This window comes from Frankia umida (genome assembly GCF_023242945.1).
Taxonomy (GTDB): Bacteria; Actinomycetota; Actinomycetes; order Frankiales; family Frankiaceae; genus Frankia; species Frankia umida.
In genome coordinates, this window is sequence record NZ_JALKFT010000010.1 from 28,164 (window position 1) to 51,404 (window position 23,241).

Genomic DNA, 23,241 nt, shown 5'->3' on the forward strand with positions numbered 1-23,241 from the left:
CGACAGCGGTGCGGACGGCCCAGGTCAGCGCGGTGCGACGAGATCAGTGCCACGATTGCGGGGCGTCCTGCGTTGGTAGGTCCAGGACGGGCCGTCCGGTCCGCCGTCCGACAGGGAGTCACCCGAGGTGTTTTCCGGAAGTGCCCGGCTGCTGCGCCGGATCGCCGTGACCGTGCTGGGTGTGGCCGTGCTCGGCGTGGGCATCGCGATGCTCGTGCTGCCCGGGCCGGGGTTCCTCGTGGTCGCGCTGGGGTTCTTCATCCTCAGCCTGGAGTACGAGTGGGCGCGCAGCCGCTTCGAGCAGGCGCGCACCAAGGCCGCCGACCTCGCCGATCAGGCCGCCGGGCGGCCGCTGTACTCGGTGTTCACGATCCTGTTCGGCCTCGGGATGGTCGCCGCGGGCCTCTGGTGGGCCCTCGACGACGGCCTGCCCGCGTCCGGGCCGTGGACGGGCGGCAGCATCATCTTCAGCGGCCTGGTCGTGCTCGCCACGATGGTCGTCAGCCTGTGGCAGGCCCACCAGGCCCGCGAACACGGTCAGCCCACACCGGCCGAGCTCCTCGAACGCCGCGAGCACGCCGAGCACACCGAGCACACCGGGCAACAGGAGCAGGACGGGCATCAGGAGCGGGCCGGTGGGGCGGCTACTGCCCCTGGGTCTCCTGGTTCACACCCCTGACACCGGGCTGGCGGTAGATGCAGGCGTAGAGGCTGGCCCGGTCCTCGGTGGTGGCCTCGCTGACGTTGTAGCGCAGCGGGTAGACGCGGCTGGTCGCGAGGTTGTTGCGGTCCGGCGGCTCCTGGCGGGCCTTGCCGACGGTGGGGCAGGCGGCGCGCACGGCGTCCTTCTGCGCCTTCGTCGCGTCGGTGTCGAAGTACACCACCGCCTCCTGCAACGGCGGCGGGCCACTCACCGACGCGTACACCCCGAACGCGATCAGGCCGATGGCGGCCAGGGCCACACCCACCGCGGCCAGGCGACGCTGCGGGTCCCACACGTACTGCCAGACGCGCCCGACGGCGCTCGGCGACGATACGGCCACGATGTGATTCCTGTCACGCGGGGGAAAGAAATGTGGTCCGGATGACGACCGGACCACGCTGAAATCCAGACCCCCAACGTAGCCGCCCGGCGCTCTTCGTATGGTGAACGCCTTTGTGCAGCCACCCACACCGTCGATCATGCCCCACCGATCGCGCCCACATGAGCGAGGAACCGGCCGTGCCATCCCTGATCGAGGACTACGCGCTGATAGGCGACACCCATTCGGCCGCGCTGGTGTCGCGCAATGGTTCGATCGACTGGCTGTGCCTGCCACGGTTCGACTCGCCGGCCTGCTTCTCGGCGCTGCTGGGCGACCCTGACCACGGGCACTGGCAGATCGCGCCGGTCGAACCGGTGCTGGGGGTCAGCCGCCGCTACCGGGGCGACACCCTGGTGCTGGAGACCGACCTGACGACGGCGTCCGGCACGGTGCGCATCGTGGACGCGATGTTCCCGCACGCCGGCAGCCACACCGTGCTGCGTCTGGTGGAGTGCCTCGAGGGTTCGGTACGGATGCGCTCGGAGACCCGGTTCCGCTTCGACTATGGCTCGATCGTGCCGTGGGTGCGCCGGGTGGACGAGCACACGATCGCCGCGGTCGCCGGGCCCGACGCCATCACGCTGCGCACCACCGCCCCGATGGAGGGGCACGACATGGCCACCTACGCCGAGTTCGGCGTGGCCGCCGGCCAGTCGGTGCCGTTCTCGCTGACCTGGACCCCCTCGCATCAGGCCACCCCGCCGGCGCAGGACGTCCGCCGCATGATCACCCTCACCGAGGCGTGGTGGTCGGACTGGATGGCCGGCTGCACCTACGACGGCCAGTGGCAGCCCGCGGTGCGCCGCTCGCTGATCACGCTGAAGGCACTGACGTACGCGCCGACCGGTGGCATCGTCGCCGCCGTCACCACCTCGCTGCCCGAGCACATCGGCGGGGTGCGCAACTGGGACTACCGCTACTGCTGGCTGCGCGACGCCACGATCACCCTGCTCGCCCTGCTCGACGCCGGGTTCACCAGCGAGGCGACCGCGTGGCGGGAGTGGCTGCTGCGCGCGGTCGCCGGCGACCCGTCCCGGGTGCAGATCATGTACGGCGTCGCCGGTGAGCGCCGACTGCCCGAGTACGAGGTGCCGTGGCTGCCCGGCTACGAGCAGTCCTCGCCGGTGCGGGTCGGCAACGCCGCCGTCGACCAGTTCCAGCTCGACGTCTACGGCGAGGTCCTCGACGCGCTGCACGTCGCCCGGGTGGCCGTCGCCGGGCGCCGTCCCGGCGTCAGCGGCCTGGTCAGCGTCGACGGTGCGCCGCTGTCGGGTCTCGGCGGCGCCCCCGCCCACGGCGACGACTCCTGGCCGTTGCAGACCAAGCTGATGGACTTCCTCGAGACCGGCTGGCGCAAGACCGACGAGGGCATCTGGGAGGTCCGCGGGCCACGGCGGCACTTCGTGCACTCCAAGGTGATGGCCTGGGTCGCCGCCGACCGGGCGGTGCGGGGCATCGTCGAGTCGGGGCTGCCCGGCCCGGTCGAACGCTGGTCGGCGCTGCGCGACGAGATCCACACCGAGGTGTGCGCCCGCGGTTTCGACCACGACCGCGGCACGTTCACCCAGTTCTACGGCTCCCGGGAACTGGACGCGGCGCTGCTCTACATGCCGCTGGTCGGCTTCCTGCCGGCGACCGACCCGCGGGTGGTCGGCACGGTCGCCTCGATCGAACGCGAACTGATGGAGGACGGGTTCGTGCTGCGCTACCCGACCGCCGAGGACGGTGCCGTCGACGGTCTGCCCGCCGGTGAGGGCGCGTTCCTCGCCTGTACGTTCTGGCTCGCCGACAACTACGCGTTGTCGGGCCGCGTGGAGGAGGCGCAGGAACTGTTCGAACGGCTGCTGTCGCTGCGCAACGACGTGGGTCTGCTCGCCGAGGAGTACGACCCGCGGCTGGGTCGGATGACCGGCAACTTCCCGCAGGCGTTCAGCCATGTGCCGCTGGTCAACACCGCGCGCACCCTCACCGACGCGCTGCGCGGTGTGCCGCGTTCGCGCACCGACCGGGCCGACCCGCCCGGCCACTTCTTCGGCTGACGGTCACGGTAGCGTCGGCGCGTCGGGTGTGGGTGAGGTGAGGGTGAGGGGACAGGCGTGACGCGGCGTATCGCGGTGATCGGTGGCGGCATTCTGGGGCTCGCGGTCGCCCGGCGACTCGGGCAGGTCGAGCCCGAGGCCACGGTGACCGTGTTCGAGAAGGAGCCGGATGTCGCCCGTCACCAGACCGGGCGCAACAGCGGTGTCGTGCACGCCGGGCTGTACTACGTCCCCGGTTCGCTGAAGGCGACGCTGTGCCGGCGTGGCGTCGGTCTGCTGCGGGAGTTCTGCGCGGCGCACGATGTCCGTTACTCCGAGTGCGGAAAGATCGTCGTCGCGGTGGACGACAGCGAACTCGAGCGGCTCGCCGAGATCGAGCGGCGCGCGGCGGCCAACGGTGTGCCGGGCACACGGATGCTGGACGCCGCCGGCCTGCGCGCGATCGAACCGCACGCCCGCGGCGTCGCCGCCCTGCACTCCCCCACCACCGCGATCGTCGACTACGTCGGGGTGGCGCGGGCGCTGCGCACCGAGATCGTCGCCGCGGGCGGGGCGGTGCGCACCGGCGCCGAGGTGGTCGGCGTCGACGAGCGGCCCGACGGCGTGCACCTGACCCTCACGGTGCGGGCCTCGGCCCGGTCCCGGCCCAACGGCACCCGGGCGACCGCCGCGCACGACAGCGGACGGGTGTCGCAGGCCACCGAGCGGATCGGCCCGTTCGACCTGCTTGTCACCTGCGCGGGCCTGCAGTCCGATCTGGTCGCGACGCTGACCGGCGAGGACCCGTCGCCGCAGATCGTCCCGTTTCGCGGCGACTACTGGCTGCTGCGCCCGCAGCGCCGCGACCTGGTCCGCGGCCTGATCTACCCGGTGCCGGACCCGCGCTACCCGTTCCTGGGCATCCACCTGACCAAGCGCATCGACGGTGAGGTCCTCGTCGGCCCGAACGCGGTGCTCGCCACCGCCCGCGAGGGCTACACCGTGGCCACGCTCAACGCCGCCGACCTGCGTCGCACCCTGGGCTGGCCCGGCTTCCACAAGATGGCCCGCACCCACTGGAAGACCGGGGCGAAGGAGGTCCTGCACACCGTCAGCAAGCGGGCGTTCGTCGCCGAGGCCCGCCGCTACGTCCCCGATCTGCGCAGCGACGACGTCGTGCGCGGCCCGGCCGGGGTGCGGGCCCAGGCGGTCGCCCGCGACGGCAGCCTCGTCGACGACTTCGTGCTCGCCCACACCGACCGGGTCGTCCATGTGCGCAACGCCCCGTCGCCCGGTGCCACCGCCTCCCTGGCGATCGCCGAACACATCGTCGCCAAGGTCGTCCCGGACCACGCCAGCTGACCGGCGGTTCGCGGTGATCGGCGGTTCGCGGTGACCGGCGGACAGGTCGTCCATCTGGATGCGGCCGGGGCGGCGCGGATGAGCCCGGCGAGCGTCGCCGCGCAGACGGCGTTTCTGGCCGAGGAGGGCCGGCTGGGGGCGTACACCGCGCAGGCCGCGGCCGGGGACGTCCTGCGGACCGCCCGGGCGACCCTCGCCGACCTGCTCGGTCCTGGCCCGCGGGCCGAGGATGTGGTGTTCGGGCACAGTGCCAGCGACGCGTTCGCCACGCTGCTGCACGCCTGGCCGTTGCGCGCCGGCGCGCGGATCGGGGTGGTGCCCAGCGAGTACGGCTCCAACCAGCTGCTGCTGGCCTCGCTCGCCGCCCGGATCGGCGCCACCCTGCACGACCTGCCGGTGGACGCGGACGGCATCATCGACCTCGACGCCCTCGACCGTGACGGCCTGCCCGCCGCCACCGCGGGCGGGCGCGGCGTCGGTGGCGGCGGTGGCGGTGGCGGTGGCGGCGGGCTTGAGCATCTCGACCTGGTCGTCTTCCCGCAGGTACCCAGCCAGCGGGGAATCGTGCAGCCGGCCGCCGCGCTGGGCCGGCGGTGCGCCGCGGCCGGGGTGGGGCTCGTCGTCGACGTCGCCCAGTCCGCCGGTCAGCTCGACACCACCGGCATCGGAGCCGACGCGTATGTCGGGACGTCCCGTAAATGGCTGCGCGGCCCGCGGGGAGCCGGTTTCATCGCGTTGCGCCCGGGGTTGGCCGACCGGCTCGGTATCGGCGTGCCCAGCCTGTACAGCGCCGAGAGCGTGGCCGGCACGGCACCACGTCCGCTGCCCGGCATCGCGCGGATCAGCGTCGGCGAGGCGTCGGTGACGGCCCACATCGGCCTCGCGGCGGCGCTCGCCGACCTCGTCGACGCCGGACCGCACCAGGTGTTCGCGCGGGTGGCGGCGCTGGCCGCGCAGGGTCGGCGGATTCTGGCCGGCGCCGGCGGCTTCCAGGTCCGTGAGCCGGCCGACACCGCCAGCGCCATCATCACGCTGCGGCCACCGCCGGGCCTGGACCCGTTCGCCGTGCGCGACCGGCTGTTGCGCGAACACGGCGTGCTCACCAGCGCCATTCCCACGGTCCGCGCGCGTGAGCTGCGGGGCCCACTGCTGCGTGCCAGCGCCCACAGCTACAACACCGCGAGCGACTTCGAGCGTCTGGCCGAGGCCCTGGCCGCCCTCGTCGCCTGAGTTCCCGCCGAACGCGCCGCGGGGGAGCACTTCGATCCCGTTACGCAAACGCGTACCGACAGGTGACGTCCGGTAGGGATCTGCTGAAATAGTGGGCGTTGCACGGATGGGCCCCGACCGTCCGCGCAACGCGGGAGCGCCCCCACGTTCCCACCCTGCGGGCACAGACGCCCAAAGCTGCCGGTGGCGGGTCCGCCGTCCGGTCGCTCGGCCGGGATGATCGACTGGATCAGCATGAGCTCAGAGGACGGCACGCCAGTTGCTGACACCATCACCATTGCCGCGGTAGACGATCACCCGATCGTGCTGCACGGACTCGCCGATCTGCTCCAGGGTGTCGAGGGACTCGACCTCGTCGGCACGGCCCCGTCCATCAACGCCCTGCTGGACGGGCCGGGCGCGCGGGCCCAGGTCATCCTGCTCGACCTTGATCTGGGTGATGGCACCCGACCTCCGGACAACATCCGCCGGCTGCTGACCGGCGAGCGTGCGGTCATCGTGTTCAGCGCCGCGGCCACCGCGGCGACCGTGCGCTCGGCGATGCACGCGGGCGCCTGCGGCTATGTCCCGAAGACCGATGACGTCCAGGGGCTGGCCACGGCGATCCGGGCCGCGGCCTCGGGTAGTGGATGGGTCTCCCCGCAGCTGGCGTTCCTGCTGCTCACCGACGACTCACCGGACCGCCCGGCGCTGTCGCCCAAGGAGGCCGAGGCGCTGCGGCTGTACGCGACCGGTATGCCGCTCAAGACCGTCGCCCGCCGGATGGGGGTCTCCGCGGAGACCGCCAAGCAGTACATCGACCGGGTGCGCCAGAAGTACCGCCGCGTGGGCCGAGACGCCGGAACCAAGATTGACCTTCGCAAGCGCGCCATCGAGGACGGCCACCTCGACCAGGACTGACCGCCGCCCCGGCCGGCCGTCGCCCGACAGGGCGACAGAAAGTCGAATGGGCGCTGGCACCCCCATGCCAGCGCCCATCGGCTGACGCATACCGGATCCCCGTGCCCGGTACGCGCCCGCGCGCTACCTCCCGCAGAACGGGAGGGCGCGTGTTGGGGTCAAAGGCTGAACGAACCCGGCGTGTCCCCCGACCGCGCCCGGCCGTTCCCCCCGTGCGCCCTTGACCTCGTTTATCGTGCCTGATGGTCATGGTTGCTGTCATGACCCCACATTCCCGCTCCCGGGAGTCCCCCTGATGGGGGTCTTCTCCGGTACGCGCGGGGCTTGGCGATACCCGCGGCGGACACCAGCAGCCCACAGACCAACACCAGCCACACCCCGGGCCCGACGGTGACACTCGCGTCCAACCCGGAGTCCTCGAACGGACCGGACCCGCCCAACCGGGTCAGGTCGATGATCGCCGTGACGGCCACCATCAGCCCCGCCACACTGGCCAGCAGCCGACCCCACTGCGCGCGGCGGCCGGTGAGCAGCAGCCCCGCGAGCACGGCGAGAATCCCGAGGAGGACGGTCAGCCGCCCATGCTGGCCCGGATCGGTGCCCCGCAGCGAGAACTCGATGAACCCGTAGGCCCGCACCGTCGCCCAGCTCATCCCGGACGCGACGATCACCCCCAGACCGGCCCCCATCGCCACCGGCCCAGCCAGCAGGCCCCGACGGCGCGCGGCCGGCCGGGTCTCGCCAAGCCGTTCGGTGGCCGCCGGCGGCGCGCCGGAGCCATCCTCCCCGGTGGTGGGCAGCTCCCAGGGGGCCGCGATCAGCGGAGTCGCCACGTTCACCCAGTCGGGCCCACGTGTCTCGGCCGCGCCGTCACGCGCCCAGACCGGATTGGCGGTCGCCGCGGCCCTGGCTCGCCATGCGCGTAGGTCCGCCGCCACCTGGGCTGCGCGATCCCCACCGCCCTCGGGTGTATCGGCCACCGACGCTGGACGCCCGGGCTGGTCGATGTGCGCGGGCGCCGTGGGGCGTGCCCAGGGGCTACGCGGCTGATCGGTCACCACCCACCACCGTCCGACGACGCCGACGGGGAGCCTCGCGACCGCCCCTGACGGTAGTACCACGCCGCGCCGACGATCGCACCGGCACGGGCCCGGCTCGTCACGAACGGGCGGACTTCCCGCCGTCCGCCCCGGTCCGTCCCGGGGGACGAACCTGCAGCGCCGCGCTACCGGCCAGCGCCAGGACCCCCGACACCAGGGCGAGCGTGAGGCCGCTGTGCGGGGCGATGATGATCGCATCGGCCGAGACCGCCCGGAAGGACGCCAGCGTCGGCGGCCCGTACATCCGGTCCAGGCCGGTCAGCACCACGATCGCCACCGCGCTCAGCCGGACGAACACGATGTCGACCCGGCCAGCGCCGAACGGCCGGTAGGCCAGCCGGGAGAGCGCCACCGCGGCCAGTGCCACGGCCAGCACCAGCACGACCCGGCCGTCGCCCACCTCGACCCCGCTGAACTGGCGGACCTGCTCACCGTCGGACAGCGAACTCCACGGCATCACGCTGCCGGCGCCCGCACCGATCGCCCCCACCAGCACCGCCAACGCCGCCACCGGCCGAACCCGCACCGGCGTCGACACCGCCGACGCGGGCTCCGCGACGGTCGCCACCGGCTCGGGCGCCGTGGCCGGAACCGACTTCGCCGCCGGCTCGGGCACCGTCACCGTCGCTGTCGCCGTCGAGCCGGCGGGCCGCGGCGCGCGCGCACCGTCTCGGTCGCGAGCCCCATCTCGGTCGCGCGCCCCATCTCGGTCGCGGGCCCCGTCCTGGTCGCGGGCCCCGTCCCGGTCACGAGCTGTCTCCCGGTGGTCCCGAGCCGAACTGGATGGTCGCCGCCCCTCGGCGGGATCCGCGCCACCGGCGGGCTGCGCGGTGTCCGAGCGAGGCTCGCGGGCGAGCATCCGAGCCGCTTCCCGGGCCGGGCTCCGGGAATCGGCCACAGGCGAGGCCAGGGTGGTCTCCACTGACCGGACGGGCTCCGCGGATCGCAGCGCCGACGTCGAAGGGGCGTCCGCGGCCGGCGCCGGCGCCGGCTCCCGGCGTAGCGCCACCTGCATGGTCGGCGGGTCCAGCGACGGCTGTTCGGTCCGCCGGTGGCTGACCGTCTGCTGGTCGGCGACCGCGGGGCCGCTCGGGGCGGCCTGGGGGGCCTCCGCCGGGCGCGCGCCGAACCAGTCGACCTGTGACTGCTCGCCGCCGGGACGCTGCCCTGGCGACGCGGGCCCGGCCAGCGCACTGGCCGGCGTGGTGCCGGGCAACGAGACGTCATGATCGAACCAGACGGGCCGTGCCCGGCTCCGCTCGTCCACCCTGGTGTTGACGGCCCGCGTCCCCGTGACGGCTGACGTCCCCGTGGCGGCCGGCGCCGACCCGGTGTCCGGCCGCGCGGTACCGGGTGCGACAGGAGCATCCCGACCGGGAACCGCCCGCCCCCCCGGCTGCACCGCCTCCCCGGGGTGCGCCGACGACGCGGGATGTCCCGACGACGCGGGGGGCGGTTCCGCGGAACCGGGTGTCCCCGGGACGGAACGACCCGTCGGCGGCGCCGGGCTCGGTGAACTACCAGCCGACGCCGGCGTCGCGGGCGAGACGGACCCGGCCAACGCCGACGCGAAGCCGGACGGTGTGGCCCGTGCGGCAGGTGCGCCTGACGAAGCGGATCTGCCCGCGGAGCCCGGCATCGCCGGTGCGGCCAGGCGGTTGGCAGAAGGGGGTGGCCGGTTGGCGGAAGCGGGTGGCGGCGCAGAGGCGGGGCTTCCAGGCGTGGCCCGCGCCGCGGGCGACACCGGTGAGGACGCCTGCCCGGGGGCGGCCGCGGCCGGACGGATGCGCAGCGACGGGGTTCCGGAGCCCGCGGAGGCCGCACTACCAGCGGGCTGCGAGCGGATCGGCATACCGCGCTGTTCTATGGAGCGGGAGTCTCCCGCGCTCGCCCGCGGCGGTGTCGAGCTCGCGGAGTCGGAGGCCCGATCCGCTCCCTTCACCGCGGCCCCAGCCGAACCGGCCGCGGCCGGCTGCACCGGGCTCCGCGACGGCGGAGGGCTACCCTGCCGCGGCGAGCCGACCGGCGCCGAGGATGGCGCCGCTGGCGGCGACGAGGACGCCGCTGGTCGGGATGGCGCCGCTGGTGGGGATGATGCTGACGCCGACGAGGGCGCTGGCGCCGAAGATGTTGCCGGTGCGGGGGGTGCTGCTGGCGGCGGGGGCGCCGCGGACGGGATGGGTGCCGCGGACGATGCCGCTGACCGGGCAGGTCCTACCGGTCTGGCAGGCGCCGCTGACCGAGCCGGCGGTGCTGACCTAGCCGGCGGCGCTGCGCGGGACGATGCCGCTGCGGGAGGCGGTGCTGCCGCTGGACCAGCCGACGCCTGCTGGCGCGGGTCGGCTGATCCTGGCGTTCCCCGGTGGGGTGTCCCGGCGGCGGCCGCCCCCGCGGCGCGTGCCGTCCCAGGCGTCCCGGTCGGTGCCGGTGTGGATGCCGCGGGCGCGGGCGACGACCTGGTCGGCGACGGCGGAGCGGGAGCAGGCGGTGGGGTCGAGCGTGGCGCCGCGACGCGGGGCGGTACGCCCCGGGACCGCGGCGGCTCGCCCGATCGTGGCTGAACCGGCTGGGAGCGGACCGGCGGGGAGCCGACCGGCTGTGGTTGGGCCGGCGGTGACTGGCCCGGGCGCCGTTGCGCCTGCCGTGGCTCGGCGGGCCGCGACTCGGGCGGTCCTGCCGGGGTCGGTCGCGCGTCCTGGCCGGAGCGGGGGCTGGGCGATCCGCCACCCCCGCTGCCGCCCGCGGCCGGTGTCGACCGCTCGGTCGACTGCTGAGCGTCCGGTTCCGACCCCTGTGCCACCATCCGACCACTCCCTGATGTCCACCTGGCGTGTGGCGTCCCCTCCCAACGGGGGACGCCACCAATCCCCGCGGGGCGCGATCCGCCGCGGGCGGAACACCGGCTCAGGCAGCGGATGCGACAGGTCACATCATGACAGCCGCCCGACGGGGGACGGAACGGGTGTATCGGGTCAGGGCACCCGTCAGATCACCTCACCGATCCGGTGCACGCGCATCGTGTTGGTCATCCCGGCCACGCCCGGCGGGGTGCCGGCGACGACGACGACGAGCTCACCCGGCCGGCAGCGGCCGACCTGGAGCAGCGCGGTGTCCACCTGGCGGACCATCTCGTCGGTGTTCTCGGCGAACGGAACCACGAAGGTCTCCACTCCCCAGAACAGCGCCATCTGGTTGCGCACGGCGGGGATGGGGGTGAAGGCGAGGACCGGGACCTCGCTGCGGTAGCGGGCGAGCCGGCGGGCGGTGTCCCCCGACAGGGTGTGCGCGACGAGGTACCGCGCGCCGACGGCGTTGCCGACGGACGTGGCCGCCTGGGCGAGCGCCCCTCCGAGCGTGCGCGGCTCGGTGCGCAGCAGCGGGATGCGCCCCAGGTCCGCCTCGGCGGTCTCGATGATCCGCGCCATCGTGGCGACCGACTCGATCGGGTAGGCCCCGACGCTGGTCTCCGCGGACAGCATGATCGCGTCGGCGCCGTCGAGGACGGCGTTGGCGCAGTCGCTGGCCTCGGCACGGGTCGGCCGCGGCGCGCTGACCATCGACTCGAGCACCTGGGTGGCGACGATGACGGGCTTGGCCCGCTCCCGCGCCTGGCTGACGGCCCGCTTCTGCACCAGCGGGACGTCCTCGAGGGGCAGTTCGACGCCGAGGTCACCACGGGCGATCATCAGGCCGTCGAAGGCCTCGATGATGCCGTCGAGGGCCTCGACCGCCTGCGGCTTCTCGATCTTGGCGTGGACGGGGAGGCGGATACCGACCTCGTCCATGATCGCATGGACGGACTTGATGTCGGCGGCGCTGCGCACGAACGACAGCGCGATCATGTCGACCCCGAGCTGGAGGGCGAACCGCAGGTCCTCGCCGTCCTTGTCGCTCATCGCGGGCACCGTCAGGGCGGCGCCGGGGATGTTCATCCCCTTGTGGTTGCTGACCGGGCCACCAATGATCACGATGGTGTGGACGTCGGTCTCGGTGACGCCCTCGATCTGCAGGACGAGCCGGCCGTCATCCACGAGGATGCGGTCACCGGCGGAGACGTCCGCCGGTAGGTCGGAGTAGGTCGTGCCGACCTGCTCGGCGTCGCCGGGCACGTCGCGCACGGTGATGGTGAACCGCTGACCGGGGGTGAGGGTGACCTTGCCGTCGGCGAAGGTGCCCAGCCGGATCTTCGGGCCCTGGAGGTCGGCGAGGATGCCGACGTTGCGCCCGGCGGCCTCCGCCGCCTCGCGCACCCGGGCGTAGACCGCGGCGTGCTGTTCGTGCGTTCCATGGGAGAAGTTCAGGCGGGCGATGTCCATTCCCGCGTCGATGAGGGCCCGGACGTTCTCCGGCGAGCTGGTTGCCGGGCCGAGGGTACAGACAATCTTGGCTCTACGAGGCACACACAAAGCCTAAGTAATGATCGTCGGTCATTGCGCGCGGGGGCCGTCGGAGGCGGCAGGTGGCGCACCAAGCAGTAGTCACATCAGGTCAATCAGGTACAGGCTGCGTGTGGCCGCCCAAGGGCGTACCGTCCGTATCGTCGCCCAAGCGACGCGTGTCCGGTGACGCACCATACAGGACACATCTTCGAGACGCCGTCGAGCACCCGGAGTCCGGCATGAATCGAAATCCCGCCATTCACCGCCAGCCCTCCGGCGACATCGACATCGCGCTCGCCGAGCCCGACCCGGGCGCCGCGGGCGCGGCCGCGACACTCAGCGCCGCCACCGGCCCCGGTACGCCCGGCAGCCCGGCCACGACCGGCGCCTCGGTCACCGCGGGCGCCCTCGCGGACGGTGTCGTGGCCAGCGGGCACGGCGGGGCGTAGCCGGACCGCGGTCCGCTCACCAGGGGGTCTCGCCCGGCGCGCGACCACGAAACACCGTGCGCCGCGGATCGCCACCTTCGCACCACCCCAGCTCGCCGGCGAGCATGGCTGGGGTCACATCCGGCCATGCCGTCCGGGGGTCCCCGCGTCGCCTCCATGCTTCTCCCACGGCTCACGCGGAGACGCCGGTCACGCCGTGACCAGGTACGGGGCGGGCCCGACCCGGCATCAACACCGGTCCGAGACCTTGCTCACGGCGCCCCGCGCAGCGACACGGCCGTGCCAGGTCGGTCCGGAAGCGCGCCCGTGCGGCCGCACGCCGTCCGGCGGGTTCGTGGGCGCCAAAGCCCTACACCACCGTGGTGGCGAACGCGTTGTCCAGACCGGACCAGACGAAGAAGATTCGGCCATACCCGGCCGACGAAACACCAATGTCACGCACCCGCCCCGCTCGACGGCGAAAAATCCCCTCTTCTCACCCGGGAGACCCCACCGTCGCATCAGCGACGCGTCCGGACAGGCGAAGTACGCGGTCATTGTGCGGGTGCATCCGCCCGTTCAGCATGACAACGCGTGGATGAACGTGGGTGAACGCCGACCGGACCACCAGGACACGCTGGTATTACGGCCGAAGTCCGACGACCCGCGGGTCGTCGCTCAGCCGGCGGCGAGGTCGTCCGACGCGCCCAGCAGACGCTGCCAGGCCTGGAGTTCCGGGCCGAGGGATCGATTCACCGTGGCCGACCCGCGGGGCCGCAGCAGCGCCTTGATCTCGGCCGCGGTTTCAGGTGGGACGGCGAGCAGCGCCGCTTCGACGGCGGCCAGTTCCGCGTCGAGACGCGGCGCGGGCACCACCCGTTGGGCCAGCCCGATCCGCAGGGCCTCCGCGGCGCCGAGAGGACGTCCGGTCAGGCTCAGGTCGAGTGCCACGGCCGGGCCCGTGAGACGGGCGAGATCGGTCAGAGCTCCGGCGGCGGGAAGGAGCCCCCACCGGGTCGCCCATTCCAGGCGCAGGCCCGCCTGGGCGGTGAGGATTCGCAGGTCGCAGGATGCTGCCAGGGACGCGCCCACATCCCCGGTCCAGCCGGAGAGCGCGGCGACGCTGATCAGATCGGGAGCGCTCGCGAGCCGCTCCAACGCCCGTCGCCACCCGAGCAGACCGTCCAACCCGAGCTGATCGCCTGGCGGCTGATCGGCGGGCGGCTGATCGGACGTCGACTGTGTGGGCGTCGACTGTGTGGACGTCCGATGCCCGGGTGTGGGGGCTTCGGACGCCGCGGCGACGGCCGCGGCTGGTGCGTCGATCACTACGACGGCGATGCGGATGTCACCCGTCAACCGTCGTAAGGCCTCACTCAGAGTGAAGCCGGCAACTCCCAGCTGGTCGGGGTGGGCCCGGCCCTGGAGCCGGATCCGGACGACCGGGCCGAGTACGTCGACCCGAAGCCCGGCCGCCGCCGGTGCGGCGGCGGCCGGCACCGTCATGGTCAGGGAGTTTTCTTCTTGGTGCCCCGGGTCGCACCGCCACGGCCGCGCAGGGTGGTACCGGACTCCGAAAGGATCCGGTGGACAAACCCGTACGAACGGCCAGAGGACTCGGCAAGCAGACGGATGCTCTGCCCTCCTTCGTACTTCTTCCGAAGCTCGGCAGCCAGCTTGTCACGCTCGGCGCCGGTGATCCGGGTTCCTTTCCTAAGCTCGGCCAACGTGGCCCCCTCCGTGCTCGATGATCTGCGAACCGATCTTCACTCAGCTCGAGCAAACGCGCCACTCGAAGCAGATGTGATCCATCACACGCGCTGCTTCGCAGCGTGACCGCCCCGAAGCACCGCTTCCTCCACTTGTTCCCCGCCGGCCATGGCTCAGGGCATACCCACCCATGCACGTGCCGGCACACCGCCGACGAGCACGGGACCATGCACGGGGACCAGTGTCCCCAATCCCCCGCGCCCGACCTAACAGCGGCAACGGCGCGTCGCACGAACATCGCCACAGGACTCGGAGCGATCTTCCAACGACGCGATTCCGCAGGTACAGCCAACAGTCGATCACTGTACCGAGCCGATCCGGAAACGGCGAACGGGCCAGATCAAACCGACTGATTCCTCACATCACCGCTCAGAGCACGCAACCATAAAGACATCCCGCAACGCCGACATCCACTCCCACTCACGCTCCGGCGCAGCACTACGCCCGGCGGTGGGCACCCACCGGGACGCGTCGTTGACGCATCGTTCATCCTCGTCTGCCACGTCGTACCCACTCCCCCACCTCCGGCTACCGATCCGCCTGCCCACCGATCAGACGTCGACCCCGGGCCAGTCCCGCCGCCGGACTCGTTACGGTGCAGATGTGGTCCGTGCGGCGGTGGCGACTCCTCGGAGGACAACCCAGGCATGCCCGATCACCACCGCTCTCGCCGCGGGCCCGGCGCCGCAGGTGCCCAGGGAAGCCTGGTGAGCCTCGCCGAGGACACCAACGGATCACCCGGACGTCCACCCGCCGAGCCAGCCAGCCGCGTGTCGGTGCCGCCGGCCTCCCCCGGCGACACCCCACCAGCCGCCCCACCGCCGGTGGCCTCGGCGGCTGGCGCCGGGTCATCCGAAGCGGGGTCGTCCGATGCGAGGCCGTCCGATGCGGGGTCGTCCCAGGTCAGGTCGACGATGCGAGCCGAATGGGCCGAGGCCGGGATCTGGCTGGTGCTGGTGGCCTTCGGCCTGGTCGGCACCGCCGTTCTCGCGCGTTCCCACGTCGCGCTGGGTCTGCGCGAGCCGCCGTGGCAGGACGGCTGGCAGGCCCGGTTCGACGCGCTGATCGTGGTGCCCGTGACCGTCGCCGCGATCATCCTCGCGGTGGTGGGACGATGGGCGTCCGCCTCGTCGGGGACGGTGGCCGTGTTCCGGCTGCCCTGGCCGCTGGTGCTCGTGATGGGCTACGCCGGGTCACTGCTGTGGACCCTCGCACTCGCTTTGATCACTCCCGGTGGCGTCCGGGCTGGCCTGCGCGCACCGACGGACCTGGTCACGGCCGCGGCGGCGATCGGCAGCAACCCGCTCGACATGGTCGCCGCCTACACCGACCGTGTGCCCCCCGCGACCGCCGGCTCGGTGGACGTCCTGCCCGCCCATCCGCCGGGCCCGCTGCTGGCCGCCTGGGCTCTCGCCCGGCTCGGACTGTCCGGCGCCGTGCCGCTGGGTATCGCCTTCACCCTGGTCGGCGCGCTGACCGTCCCGGTGGTGTGCGTGGCGGTGCGCTCACTGTGCCACGAGACCGCGGCCCGCCGGTTGGTGCCGATCCTGGTGCTCGCCCCGTGGAGTGGCTGGATGACCGCCTCGCCCGACGCGGTGACGGCGCTGCTGGCGGCGCTCGCGGTCGCGGTCGGGGTGGTCGGTTGCGAACCGGGGCGCCGCGACCGCACCTGGTGGGCGCTGGCCAGCGGTGTGCTGCTCGGGCTCGCCGCGCTGTTCGGCTACGCGCCGGTCTGGCTCGGCGTGGCCGTCGCCGCCGCCTACTTCGTCCGGCGCCGTCCACTGCTCAACGTGGTGACCGGGCTCGGCGCGCTGCTGCCCCTGTTCCTGTTCGCGGCCTGGGGCTTCTCCTGGCCGGACGGACTCGCCCTGGCCCGGGTCCCCCACCGTCCCCTGACGGCGACGCTGGCCTGGGTGTTCCTCGACCTCACCGTCGCCCTGCTGGGTGCCGGGCCGGTCGCTGTGCGCGCGGCGCGCCGGCTGCGGCACACTCCCGGCTGGCCGTTCCTGGTCGGCGCCGCGGCGACGGCCCTGTTCGCGGCCCTCGCCCGGCTGGCCGAGGGTGGGACCCAACGCACCTGGCTGCCGCTGTTCCCCTGGCTGCTGGTCGCCGCGGTCGCCCCTCATCCCCGACCCGCCGCCCCCGGCGACCGGGTGCGCGCCGGCACACTGCCCGTCATCCTGATCTCACTCGGCGCTGCTGGTGCGATCACTCTGCGCCTGTTCATGGCCGGCCCGTCCTGACCGACCGCTCGCTCAGACCGCGGGCGCGCCGGCCGCGGTCGCCCCGGTCCCGGCGACGGGCGGGACGACGGACCCGGACGCCTCGGCGTCCCGGGGCACATCGGGTTCGAGGAAGATGCGCAGCTGGGTCGGCACCGCGGCACGCAGGGCCGCCTCGGCGCCGTCGATGGTCGCGGCCACCTCGCGCATCGTCACCGACGGTGGCAGCCCGATCTTGGCGGCGACGAGGAGTTCGTCCGGGCCAAGGTGCAGGGTCCGCAGGTGGACGATGCCGCTGACCCCGGGCGCGGCGGCGAGCGTGGTGCGGATGGTCGAGACCGTGGCCGGGGTGGCCGCCTCACCGACCAGCATCCCGTAGGCCTCGATGGCGACCAGGATGGCGACGACGAGCAGCAGGATGCCGATGGCCAGGGTGCCCACGCCGTCCCAGATGGGGTCGTCGAGCAGCAGGGTGAGGCCCACACCGCCGAGGGCGAACAGCAGGCCCAGTTCGGCGGCCAGGTCCTCGAGCAGGACGATCGGCAGTTCGGGCGCCCGAGCCTCCCGGATGAACTGCCACCAGGAGCGGTCCCCGCGGGTGTGGTTGGACTCGCGGATGGCGGTGGCGAACGAGAAGCTCTCCATGCCGACGGCGAGCACGAGCACCACGATGGCGATCAGCCCGCTCTCCAGCTCGTGCGGATGCCGGACCTTCTCGATGCCCTCGTAGACGGAGAACAGGCCGCCGACGCTGAACAGCACGATCCCGACCAGGAACGCCGCGATGTAACGGGCCCGTCCGAAGCCGAAGGGATGCTCCTCGTCGGCCGGGCGGGCGGACTGACGCTGGCCGAGCAGCAGCAGACCCTGGTTCCCGGAGTCTGCGAGCGAGTGGATGGACTCGGCGAGCATCGACGACGACTGGGTGAACAGGAACGCCACGAACTTCGTGACCGCGATGCCGAGGTTCGCGGCCAACGCCGCGAGAACCGCCTTCGTGCCGCCCTGCGTGCTCACAGACCGCTCTCCCGTGTCGTCCGACGAGGTGCTGTTCCCGGGATCATGCCAGGGTGATGAGTTCCATCAGATCCGGGGACCAGTTGTCCTCGACACCGTCGGGAAGCATGAGCACCTTCTGCGGGTCAAGCGCTTCGACCGCACCCGGGTCGTGACTGACGAGCACCACCGCTCCCTTGTACGTGGTGAGCGCGGCGAGCACCTCGTCGCGCGACGCCGGGTCGAGGTTGTTGGTGGGCTCGTCGAGCAGCAGCACGTTCGCCGAGCTGCAGACCAGCCCGGCGAGTGCGAGGCGGGTCTTCTCACCGCCCGAGAGCGTCTTCGCCCGCTGCTCCACCACGTCCCCGCTGAACAGGAACGCGCCGAGGATGCGGCGCAGCTCCACATCGGAGGTGTTCGGCGCCGCGGCCCGCATGTTGTCGATCACCGAACGGTCGGCGTCCAGCGTCTCGTGTTCCTGGGCGTAGTAGCCCAGCCGCAGGCCGTGGCCGGGCTCGACCTGCCCGGTGTCGGGCTGTTCCTGCCCGGCGAGCATCCGCAGCAGCGTCGTCTTGCCGGCGCCGTTGAGGCCGAGGATGACGACCCGCGACCCGCGGTCGATCGCGAGGTCGACGTCGGTGAACACCTCCAGCGACCCGTACGACTTCGACAGGCCGCTGGCGGTCAGCGGGGTGCGCCCGCACGGCGCCGGGTCGGGGAAACGCAGCTTCGCGACCCGGTCGGAGACGCGGATATCGGCGAGCCCGGCGGCGAGCCGCTCGGCCCGGCGGTCCATCTGGTGGGCGGCCCGGGCCTTGGTCGCCTTCGCCCGCATCTTGTCGGCCTGGACCTTGAGCGCGTCGATCTTCTTCTCGGCGTTGGCCCGTTCCCGCTTACGACGCCGCTCATCCTGCTCACGCTGGGTGAGATAGGTCTTCCAGTTGACGTTGTAGACGTCGAGGGCGGCCCGGTTGGCGTCCAGGTGGAAGACCTTGTTGATGCACCGGTCGAGCAGGTCGACGTCGTGGCTGACCACGATCAGACCACCGACGTGGGCGCGCAGGTAGTCGCGCAGCCAGACGATCGAGTCGGCGTCGAGGTGGTTGGTCGGCTCGTCGAGCAGCAGGGTGGCATCGGCGTTGCCGGCCCCGGCGAACAGGATGCGGGCGAGTTCCACCCGTCGACGCTGCCCACCGGACAACGTCCCGAGCCGCTGGCTGAGAACCCGGTCGGCCAGCCCCAGCGACGAGCAGATCCGGGCCGCCTCGGCCTCCGCGGAGTAGCCGCCGAGCGTGCCGAACCGGTCCTCCAGGTTGCCGTAGCGGCGGATCGCCGCGTCCCGCTCCCGGCCGTCGACCAGCTCCGCCATCTCGACCTGCAGCTTCTCCATGTCGCGCAGGATCACGTCCAGCCCGCGGGCGGACAGCACCCGGTCACGGGCGGAGTCGGTCGGGTCGCCGGCACGTGGGTCCTGCGGCAGGTAACCAAGCTCACCGCGGACGTCCACGGAGCCCGCGAACGGGATGCCCTCGCGGGCCAGCACCTTCAGCAGTGTCGTCTTGCCGGCGCCGTTACGCCCGACCAGACCGATCCGGTCCCCACCCTGAACCCGGAAGGAGACGGGCTCGATCAGGGTGCGGGCTCCGGCACGCAGTTCGAGCTCGGACACGATGATCATCCAGGCCTCTTTCGGGCTTGCGAACTTTGGGCTGACGGGCCGGCGGGCGACGCGTCCGGCGACGCGTCCAGCGGCCCGTCCGGACCGCGCGCGTCCTCACGATGCCGCGACGCACATGGCCTCCAGCCTACGGGGCGGCGCCGTCCGGCATACGGGGCAGGGCGGCCGGGCCGACCACAGACGCCACCGCCCGGCCGGCCACCGGGCCTCCCGCATGGGCGACCACCGGGGCCATCGCGGCGCCCACACCGACGTCGAGGTAGCCGGAATCACTGTCCACCGGTGCGCGGACGCCGCCCACCGCGGGCATCCGCACGGCCAGTACCAGCGCGTGGATCGCGAGGAGCGTGAACAGCAGCAGACCGGCGCCGACGTAGCAGTTCCCGGCGACCAGCTGCCAGCCGTGATGGGTGAACTCGACGTCGCCGGTGCTGGGCACCCACCAGATCGGGGCGAGCGTGAACAGCGCGCCGCCGACGATGGCACCACACCGGCCCCAGGCCGGACGGTCGGGATGGCAGCCGAGATACAGGAGCACGGGTACCAGCCACACCCAGTGATGACTCCAGGAGATCGGGGACACGAGCAGACCGGTCAGCGCGCAGGTCAGGTCGGCGAGCAGGCGACGCCCACCGTGATGGAGCAGACCGCAGACCACCAGACCGATCAGCATCACGGCGCCGGCCAGTGGCAGGTACAGCGGCCGCGCCCGATCCGCTCCGGACATCAGTCGGGAAAGGAGCCCGAGCAGGGACTGGTTTCCCACGAAGGGAACGCCGCCGACGTGGTCCACGTCCAGGACGGTGCTTCCCCAGTAGATCGACGAGGAGCGGAAACTGACGGCGAACCCGGCGGCGATGGTACCGAGGAAGGCCACGGCCGCCCACCCGGCGCTGCGCCATCGGCGGGTGACCAGCAGGTACGGCAGGAAGATCAGCGGCGTCAGTTTGACACCGGCCGCCACACCGATCAGGACTCCGCGCGGTAACCGGGCGCGGCGGCCAAAAAGATCGACGGCGATGAGCAGGGCCAGGACAATGTTGATCTGACCCAGTTCGAAGTTCCTTCTGATCGGCTCCAGCAGCAGAGCGGCGCCGGCGATCGACCCGTACGCCACCAGCCGACCGCTGTTCGCCGAACCACGAACGGCCGAACCACGAACGGCCGAACCGCGAACGGCACTGCAGGAGACAGCGCAGAACAGGTACAGCGCCACCGCCACAAGGACCGTCCAGGAACCCTGGGAGAGCCGCCAGGGCAGGATCGACACCGGAACGAACAGCACCGCGGCGAACGGCGTGTAGGTGAAAGGCAGATCCGAATTCGGGTCAACGGCGGAATAAAGGTCTCCACCATGCCGGATCGCACTGCCGCCCATCCGGTACACCTGAATATCCGTCTGTCTACTGAGCATCGAGACGACGACGAAGGCGATGATCACCAGAACTCCCAGCAGTGCTAGGGCCGCCTGGAATCCAGCCGACGCGACCACCTTCGGGTTCATCCGCACACTCAGACTCCCCGACAGAGAAGAAACGGCCGGATGGCGAACCGCTCCGCATCGACCGCGGCACAACCCCTGGGATACCACGGGAACCCGCGATCCACCCAAGAACGAATGATCATTGTTTTTCAGCATACTACGGACAGCTTCCTTGCTGGAAAGCATCCGTTCTGCGCCGCCCGCCACCGAGCGGACCTGCACTTTTCTGAAACGTTCGGCCGGACGTCGCTACGCCCGACACAGGGCGTGGCCCACAGCACGGCGGGGTACGCCTCCCGCCGCGAACGCCGGGCCACGCCGGGCCGGCGGCGACCACCGCCGGCCCGGGCCACCCGACCGCGGGCTTCCGACGCCCGCGACGTCGGCCGAAATATCGCCCCAACGACCACGGAACGCGCCCCGGCCACACAGAAAGTCCACAGGAAAGGCACAGCCCGAGCATTTCCCTGGAGATTTCTTAAAGAAGATTCCAGGACCATCAACCTGTACTCAGCATTCCCACAGGTTGCACCACGAGTATCGGCCCCATGACGCAGCCGCCGGATCCGACCGGCCTCACCGTGCCCTTCGGCGCCCCCTTGGCGGCGGCCACCGGCGACGCACCGACGAAGGATCCATGGTGGGTACGGCCCGGGCTGGTCGGACTGCTCGGCGGCACGGCACTGCTTTACCTGTGGGACCTGAGTGCCTCGGGCTACGGCAACAGCTTCTACGCCGCCGCCGTCCAGGCCGCGACCAGAAGCTGGAAGGCCCTGCTGTTCGGGTCGCTGGACCAGGGCAACTTCATCACCGTCGACAAGCCGCCGGCGTCGCTGTGGCTGATGGGGCTGTCCGGGCGGATCTTCGGGTTCTCCAGCTGGAGCATGCTCGTTCCCGACGCCCTGTGCGGGGTGGGCGCGGTCGCCCTGATGTACGCGCTGACGCGCCGCTGGTTCGGCCCGGCGGCAGGGCTGCTCGCCGGTGCGGTCCTGGCCCTCACCCCGGTGGCCGCCCTGATGTTCCGCTATGACAATCCGGACGGCGTGCTGACGTTCGTGCTGGTCGTGGCCGCCTACTGTCTGGTGCGCGCGCTGGACCGGGCGTCGGTGTGGTGGCTGGTCGGGGCCGGCGCGGCGCTGGGCCTGGCGTTCCTGACGAAGATGCTGCAGGGTTTCGTCGTCCTGCCGGCGTTCGCGCTGGTCTACCTGGTCGCGGCGCCGACCGGGCTGTGGCGGCGAAGCTGGCAGACGCTGGTCGGGGGCGCGGCCGTGGTGGTCGCCGCCGGCTGGTGGGTGGCGACGGTGCAGCTGTGGCCGCAGGGTTCCCGTCCGTACGTCGGCGGATCGACCGACAACAGTGTGCTCAACCTCGCGTTCGGCTACAACGGCCTGGGCCGGGTCTTCGGCGGCAGCGGCAACCGCGGCGGCGGAGGGGGATTCGCGGCAGGCGGTGGCGGGTTCGGCGGCGACCGGCCGGGCTGGCTACGACTGTTCGGCGACCAGATCGGCGGGCAGGTCAGCTGGCTGCTTCCGGGCTGCCTGGTGCTGCTGGTGGCCGGCCTGTGGCTGACCCGCCGCGCACCGCGCGTCGACCGTTCCCGCGCCGCCCTGGTGCTCTGGGGAGCCTGGACGGTCATCACCTCCGTCACCCTCAGCCTGGCCAGGGGGACGTTCCATCCGTACTACACGGCGTCGATCGCCCCCGGGATCGCGGGCCTTGCCGCCGCCGGCATCGCCGTGCTGTGGCGGGAACGGGTCGCCGTCCAGGCGCGGGCGGCCCGGGTCGCCCGGGGCGCACTGGCCGTGGCGGTCACGATCAGCGGGGTCTGGGCGTTCGTGCTGCTGGGCCGCACGTCGGACTGGTATCCGTGGCTGCGGGTGGTGGTGCTCGTCGCCGCGCTCGGCGCCGGACTGGCCGCTCTCACCCGCCGTGCCCTGACCGGACGCGGCGCGACCGTGCTCGTCGGCGCCGGGCTCCTGGCCGTGCTCGGCGGCCCGGCCGCCTACACCGCCGCCACCGTGACCACAGCCCAGAGCGGCGGTCAGCCCACGGCGGGCCCGTCCACCCGCGGCGGGGGACGCGGCACCTTCCGCCTCGCCGCCGGCCGCGGGACGGGCGGTTTCGGTGGACCGGGCGGAGGCGGTTTCGGCGGCGGGGCCGCCACGAGCGGCCAGCTCACCGCGCTGTTGCGGGGCAGCCGGGGTTACCGCTGGTCCGCCGCGGTCGCGGGATCGTCGACGGCGGCGGGGCTGGAGCTCGCCACGCACACGTCCGTGATGGCCATGGGCGGTTTCACCGGCCGCGACCCGGCCCCCACCCTGACCCGCTTCGAGCAGTACGTCCGTTCCGGCCAGGTGCGCTACTACCTCGCCGGCGGCCAGAGCGGCACCACCACCGGGCGTGGTGGATTCGGGCGCGCCGGCGGGTCGACGTCCGCGATTTCCAGCTGGGTGGAGCAGCACTTCACGCCGCTGACGGTCGGCGGTCAGACCCTCTACGACCTGACCAGACCGCTCCCCGCCACCTCACCGACCGCCCGGCGGTCCGCCGCGGCGGCCGCGAGCCCGGCAGGCCGCGACAGCTGACCCGG

Annotated in this window: 18 protein-coding genes; 9 read left to right on the forward strand and 9 right to left on the reverse strand. The window is 72.6% G+C overall.

Features of this window, described 5'->3' with window-relative positions; translation table 11 throughout:
- The first annotated feature begins 127 nt into the window (after nucleotides 1–127).
- Nucleotides 128–679, forward strand: a complete 552-nt coding sequence (locus tag MXD59_RS12060) for a PGPGW domain-containing protein (protein ID WP_248824749.1) — start codon at nucleotides 128–130, stop codon at nucleotides 677–679.
- Here MXD59_RS12060 and MXD59_RS12065 read toward each other — a convergent pair.
- Nucleotides 645–1,043, reverse strand: a complete 399-nt coding sequence (locus MXD59_RS12065; RefSeq protein ID WP_248824750.1) for a hypothetical protein — start codon at nucleotides 1,041–1,043, stop codon at nucleotides 645–647. The two genes, MXD59_RS12060 and MXD59_RS12065, sit on opposite strands and share 35 nt — an antisense overlap.
- 179 nt (nucleotides 1,044–1,222) lie before the next feature.
- Between MXD59_RS12065 and MXD59_RS12070 the strand changes: the two genes are divergently transcribed.
- From MXD59_RS12070 to MXD59_RS12085, 4 genes are all read left to right on the forward strand, one after another.
- A complete protein-coding gene (locus MXD59_RS12070; protein ID WP_163549316.1) occupies nucleotides 1,223–3,124 on the forward strand; it encodes a glycoside hydrolase family 15 protein in 1,902 nt (633 codons plus the stop codon).
- A gap of 57 nt (nucleotides 3,125–3,181) precedes the next feature.
- Nucleotides 3,182–4,465, forward strand: a complete 1,284-nt coding sequence (gene lhgD, locus MXD59_RS12075; RefSeq protein ID WP_163549312.1) for an L-2-hydroxyglutarate dehydrogenase — start codon at nucleotides 3,182–3,184, stop codon at nucleotides 4,463–4,465.
- A 30-nt stretch (nucleotides 4,466–4,495) separates the two neighbouring features.
- Nucleotides 4,496–5,695 (forward strand): aminotransferase class V-fold PLP-dependent enzyme, encoded by a 1,200-nt coding sequence (locus tag MXD59_RS12080; protein WP_248824751.1) that lies wholly within the window; start codon nucleotides 4,496–4,498, stop codon nucleotides 5,693–5,695.
- 234 nt (nucleotides 5,696–5,929) lie between these two features.
- Nucleotides 5,930–6,595, forward strand: coding sequence for a response regulator (locus tag MXD59_RS12085; RefSeq protein WP_248824752.1), 666 nt, complete (start codon nucleotides 5,930–5,932; stop codon nucleotides 6,593–6,595).
- A 230-nt stretch (nucleotides 6,596–6,825) separates the two neighbouring features.
- Here the strand turns inward: MXD59_RS12085 and MXD59_RS12090 are convergent, their stop codons facing one another.
- Nucleotides 6,826–7,653 carry a hypothetical protein gene (locus tag MXD59_RS12090; protein ID WP_248824753.1) on the reverse strand — a complete coding sequence of 276 codons (828 nt, stop codon included), beginning with the start codon at nucleotides 7,651–7,653 and terminating at the stop codon, nucleotides 6,826–6,828.
- Nucleotides 7,654–7,753: 100 nt separating this feature from the next.
- On the reverse strand, nucleotides 7,754–8,962 hold the full coding sequence (locus MXD59_RS12095; RefSeq protein ID WP_248824754.1) for a hypothetical protein: 1,209 nt from the start codon (nucleotides 8,960–8,962) through the stop codon (nucleotides 7,754–7,756).
- 767 nt (nucleotides 8,963–9,729) lie between these two features.
- Here MXD59_RS12095 and MXD59_RS12100 point away from each other — a divergent pair.
- Nucleotides 9,730–9,957, forward strand: a complete 228-nt coding sequence (locus MXD59_RS12100; RefSeq protein WP_248824755.1) for a hypothetical protein — start codon at nucleotides 9,730–9,732, stop codon at nucleotides 9,955–9,957.
- Between the two features lie 722 nt (nucleotides 9,958–10,679).
- Here the strand turns inward: MXD59_RS12100 and pyk are convergent.
- Nucleotides 10,680–12,095, reverse strand: coding sequence for a pyruvate kinase (gene pyk, locus MXD59_RS12105; RefSeq protein ID WP_248824756.1), 1,416 nt, complete (start codon nucleotides 12,093–12,095; stop codon nucleotides 10,680–10,682).
- 218 nt (nucleotides 12,096–12,313) lie between these two features.
- On the opposite strand from pyk, the gene MXD59_RS12110 reads away from it, so the two are divergent.
- Entirely contained in the window at nucleotides 12,314–12,523 is a 210-nt protein-coding gene (locus MXD59_RS12110; RefSeq protein ID WP_248824757.1) for a hypothetical protein, read from the forward strand.
- A 657-nt stretch (nucleotides 12,524–13,180) separates the two neighbouring features.
- Here MXD59_RS12110 and MXD59_RS12115 read toward each other — a convergent pair.
- Both MXD59_RS12115 and MXD59_RS12120 read right to left on the reverse strand, forming a co-directional pair.
- A complete protein-coding gene (locus MXD59_RS12115; protein WP_248824758.1) occupies nucleotides 13,181–14,008 on the reverse strand; it encodes an enoyl-CoA hydratase/isomerase family protein in 828 nt (275 codons plus the stop codon).
- Between the two features lie 2 nt (nucleotides 14,009–14,010).
- A complete protein-coding gene (locus MXD59_RS12120; protein ID WP_248815464.1) occupies nucleotides 14,011–14,229 on the reverse strand; it encodes a helix-turn-helix domain-containing protein in 219 nt (72 codons plus the stop codon).
- Nucleotides 14,230–14,979: 750 nt separating this feature from the next.
- Between MXD59_RS12120 and MXD59_RS12125 the strand changes: the two genes are divergently transcribed.
- Nucleotides 14,980–16,515 (forward strand): DUF4175 domain-containing protein, encoded by a 1,536-nt coding sequence (locus MXD59_RS12125; RefSeq protein ID WP_248824759.1) that lies wholly within the window; start codon nucleotides 14,980–14,982, stop codon nucleotides 16,513–16,515.
- A 12-nt stretch (nucleotides 16,516–16,527) separates the two neighbouring features.
- Here the strand turns inward: MXD59_RS12125 and MXD59_RS12130 are convergent, their stop codons facing one another.
- From MXD59_RS12130 to MXD59_RS12140, 3 genes are all read right to left on the reverse strand, one after another.
- Complete coding sequence (locus MXD59_RS12130; RefSeq protein WP_248824760.1) at nucleotides 16,528–17,511, reverse strand: cation diffusion facilitator family transporter; 984 nt, start codon at nucleotides 17,509–17,511, stop codon at nucleotides 16,528–16,530.
- Between the two features lie 43 nt (nucleotides 17,512–17,554).
- On the reverse strand, nucleotides 17,555–19,168 hold the full coding sequence (locus tag MXD59_RS12135) for an ABC-F family ATP-binding cassette domain-containing protein (RefSeq protein ID WP_248815467.1): 1,614 nt from the start codon (nucleotides 19,166–19,168) through the stop codon (nucleotides 17,555–17,557).
- Nucleotides 19,169–19,295: 127 nt separating this feature from the next.
- Nucleotides 19,296–20,660 (reverse strand): glycosyltransferase 87 family protein, encoded by a 1,365-nt coding sequence (locus MXD59_RS12140; protein WP_248824761.1) that lies wholly within the window; start codon nucleotides 20,658–20,660, stop codon nucleotides 19,296–19,298.
- 539 nt (nucleotides 20,661–21,199) lie between these two features.
- Here MXD59_RS12140 and MXD59_RS12145 point away from each other — a divergent pair.
- Nucleotides 21,200–23,236: an ArnT family glycosyltransferase gene (locus MXD59_RS12145; RefSeq protein ID WP_248824762.1), complete on the forward strand. Its 2,037-nt coding sequence runs from the start codon at nucleotides 21,200–21,202 to the stop codon at nucleotides 23,234–23,236.
- Nucleotides 23,237–23,241 lie beyond the last annotated feature (5 nt).

Bases quoted from the DNA above. Each gene is read 5' to 3' on its own strand.
- MXD59_RS12145 (WP_248824762.1), top strand. From the start codon at position 21,200: ATGACGCAGCCGCCGGATCCGACCGGCCTCACCGTGCCCTTCGGCGCC.
- MXD59_RS12085 (WP_248824752.1), top strand. From the start codon at position 5,930: ATGAGCTCAGAGGACGGCACGCCAGTTGCTGACACCATCACCATTGCC.
- MXD59_RS12100 (WP_248824755.1), top strand. From the start codon at position 9,730: ATGGCGCCGCTGGCGGCGACGAGGACGCCGCTGGTCGGGATGGCGCCG.
- MXD59_RS12115 (WP_248824758.1), bottom strand. From the start codon at position 14,008: ATGACGGTGCCGGCCGCCGCCGCACCGGCGGCGGCCGGGCTTCGGGTC.
- MXD59_RS12135 (WP_248815467.1), bottom strand. From the start codon at position 19,168: ATGATCATCGTGTCCGAGCTCGAACTGCGTGCCGGAGCCCGCACCCTG.
- MXD59_RS12110 (WP_248824757.1), top strand. From the start codon at position 12,314: ATGAATCGAAATCCCGCCATTCACCGCCAGCCCTCCGGCGACATCGAC.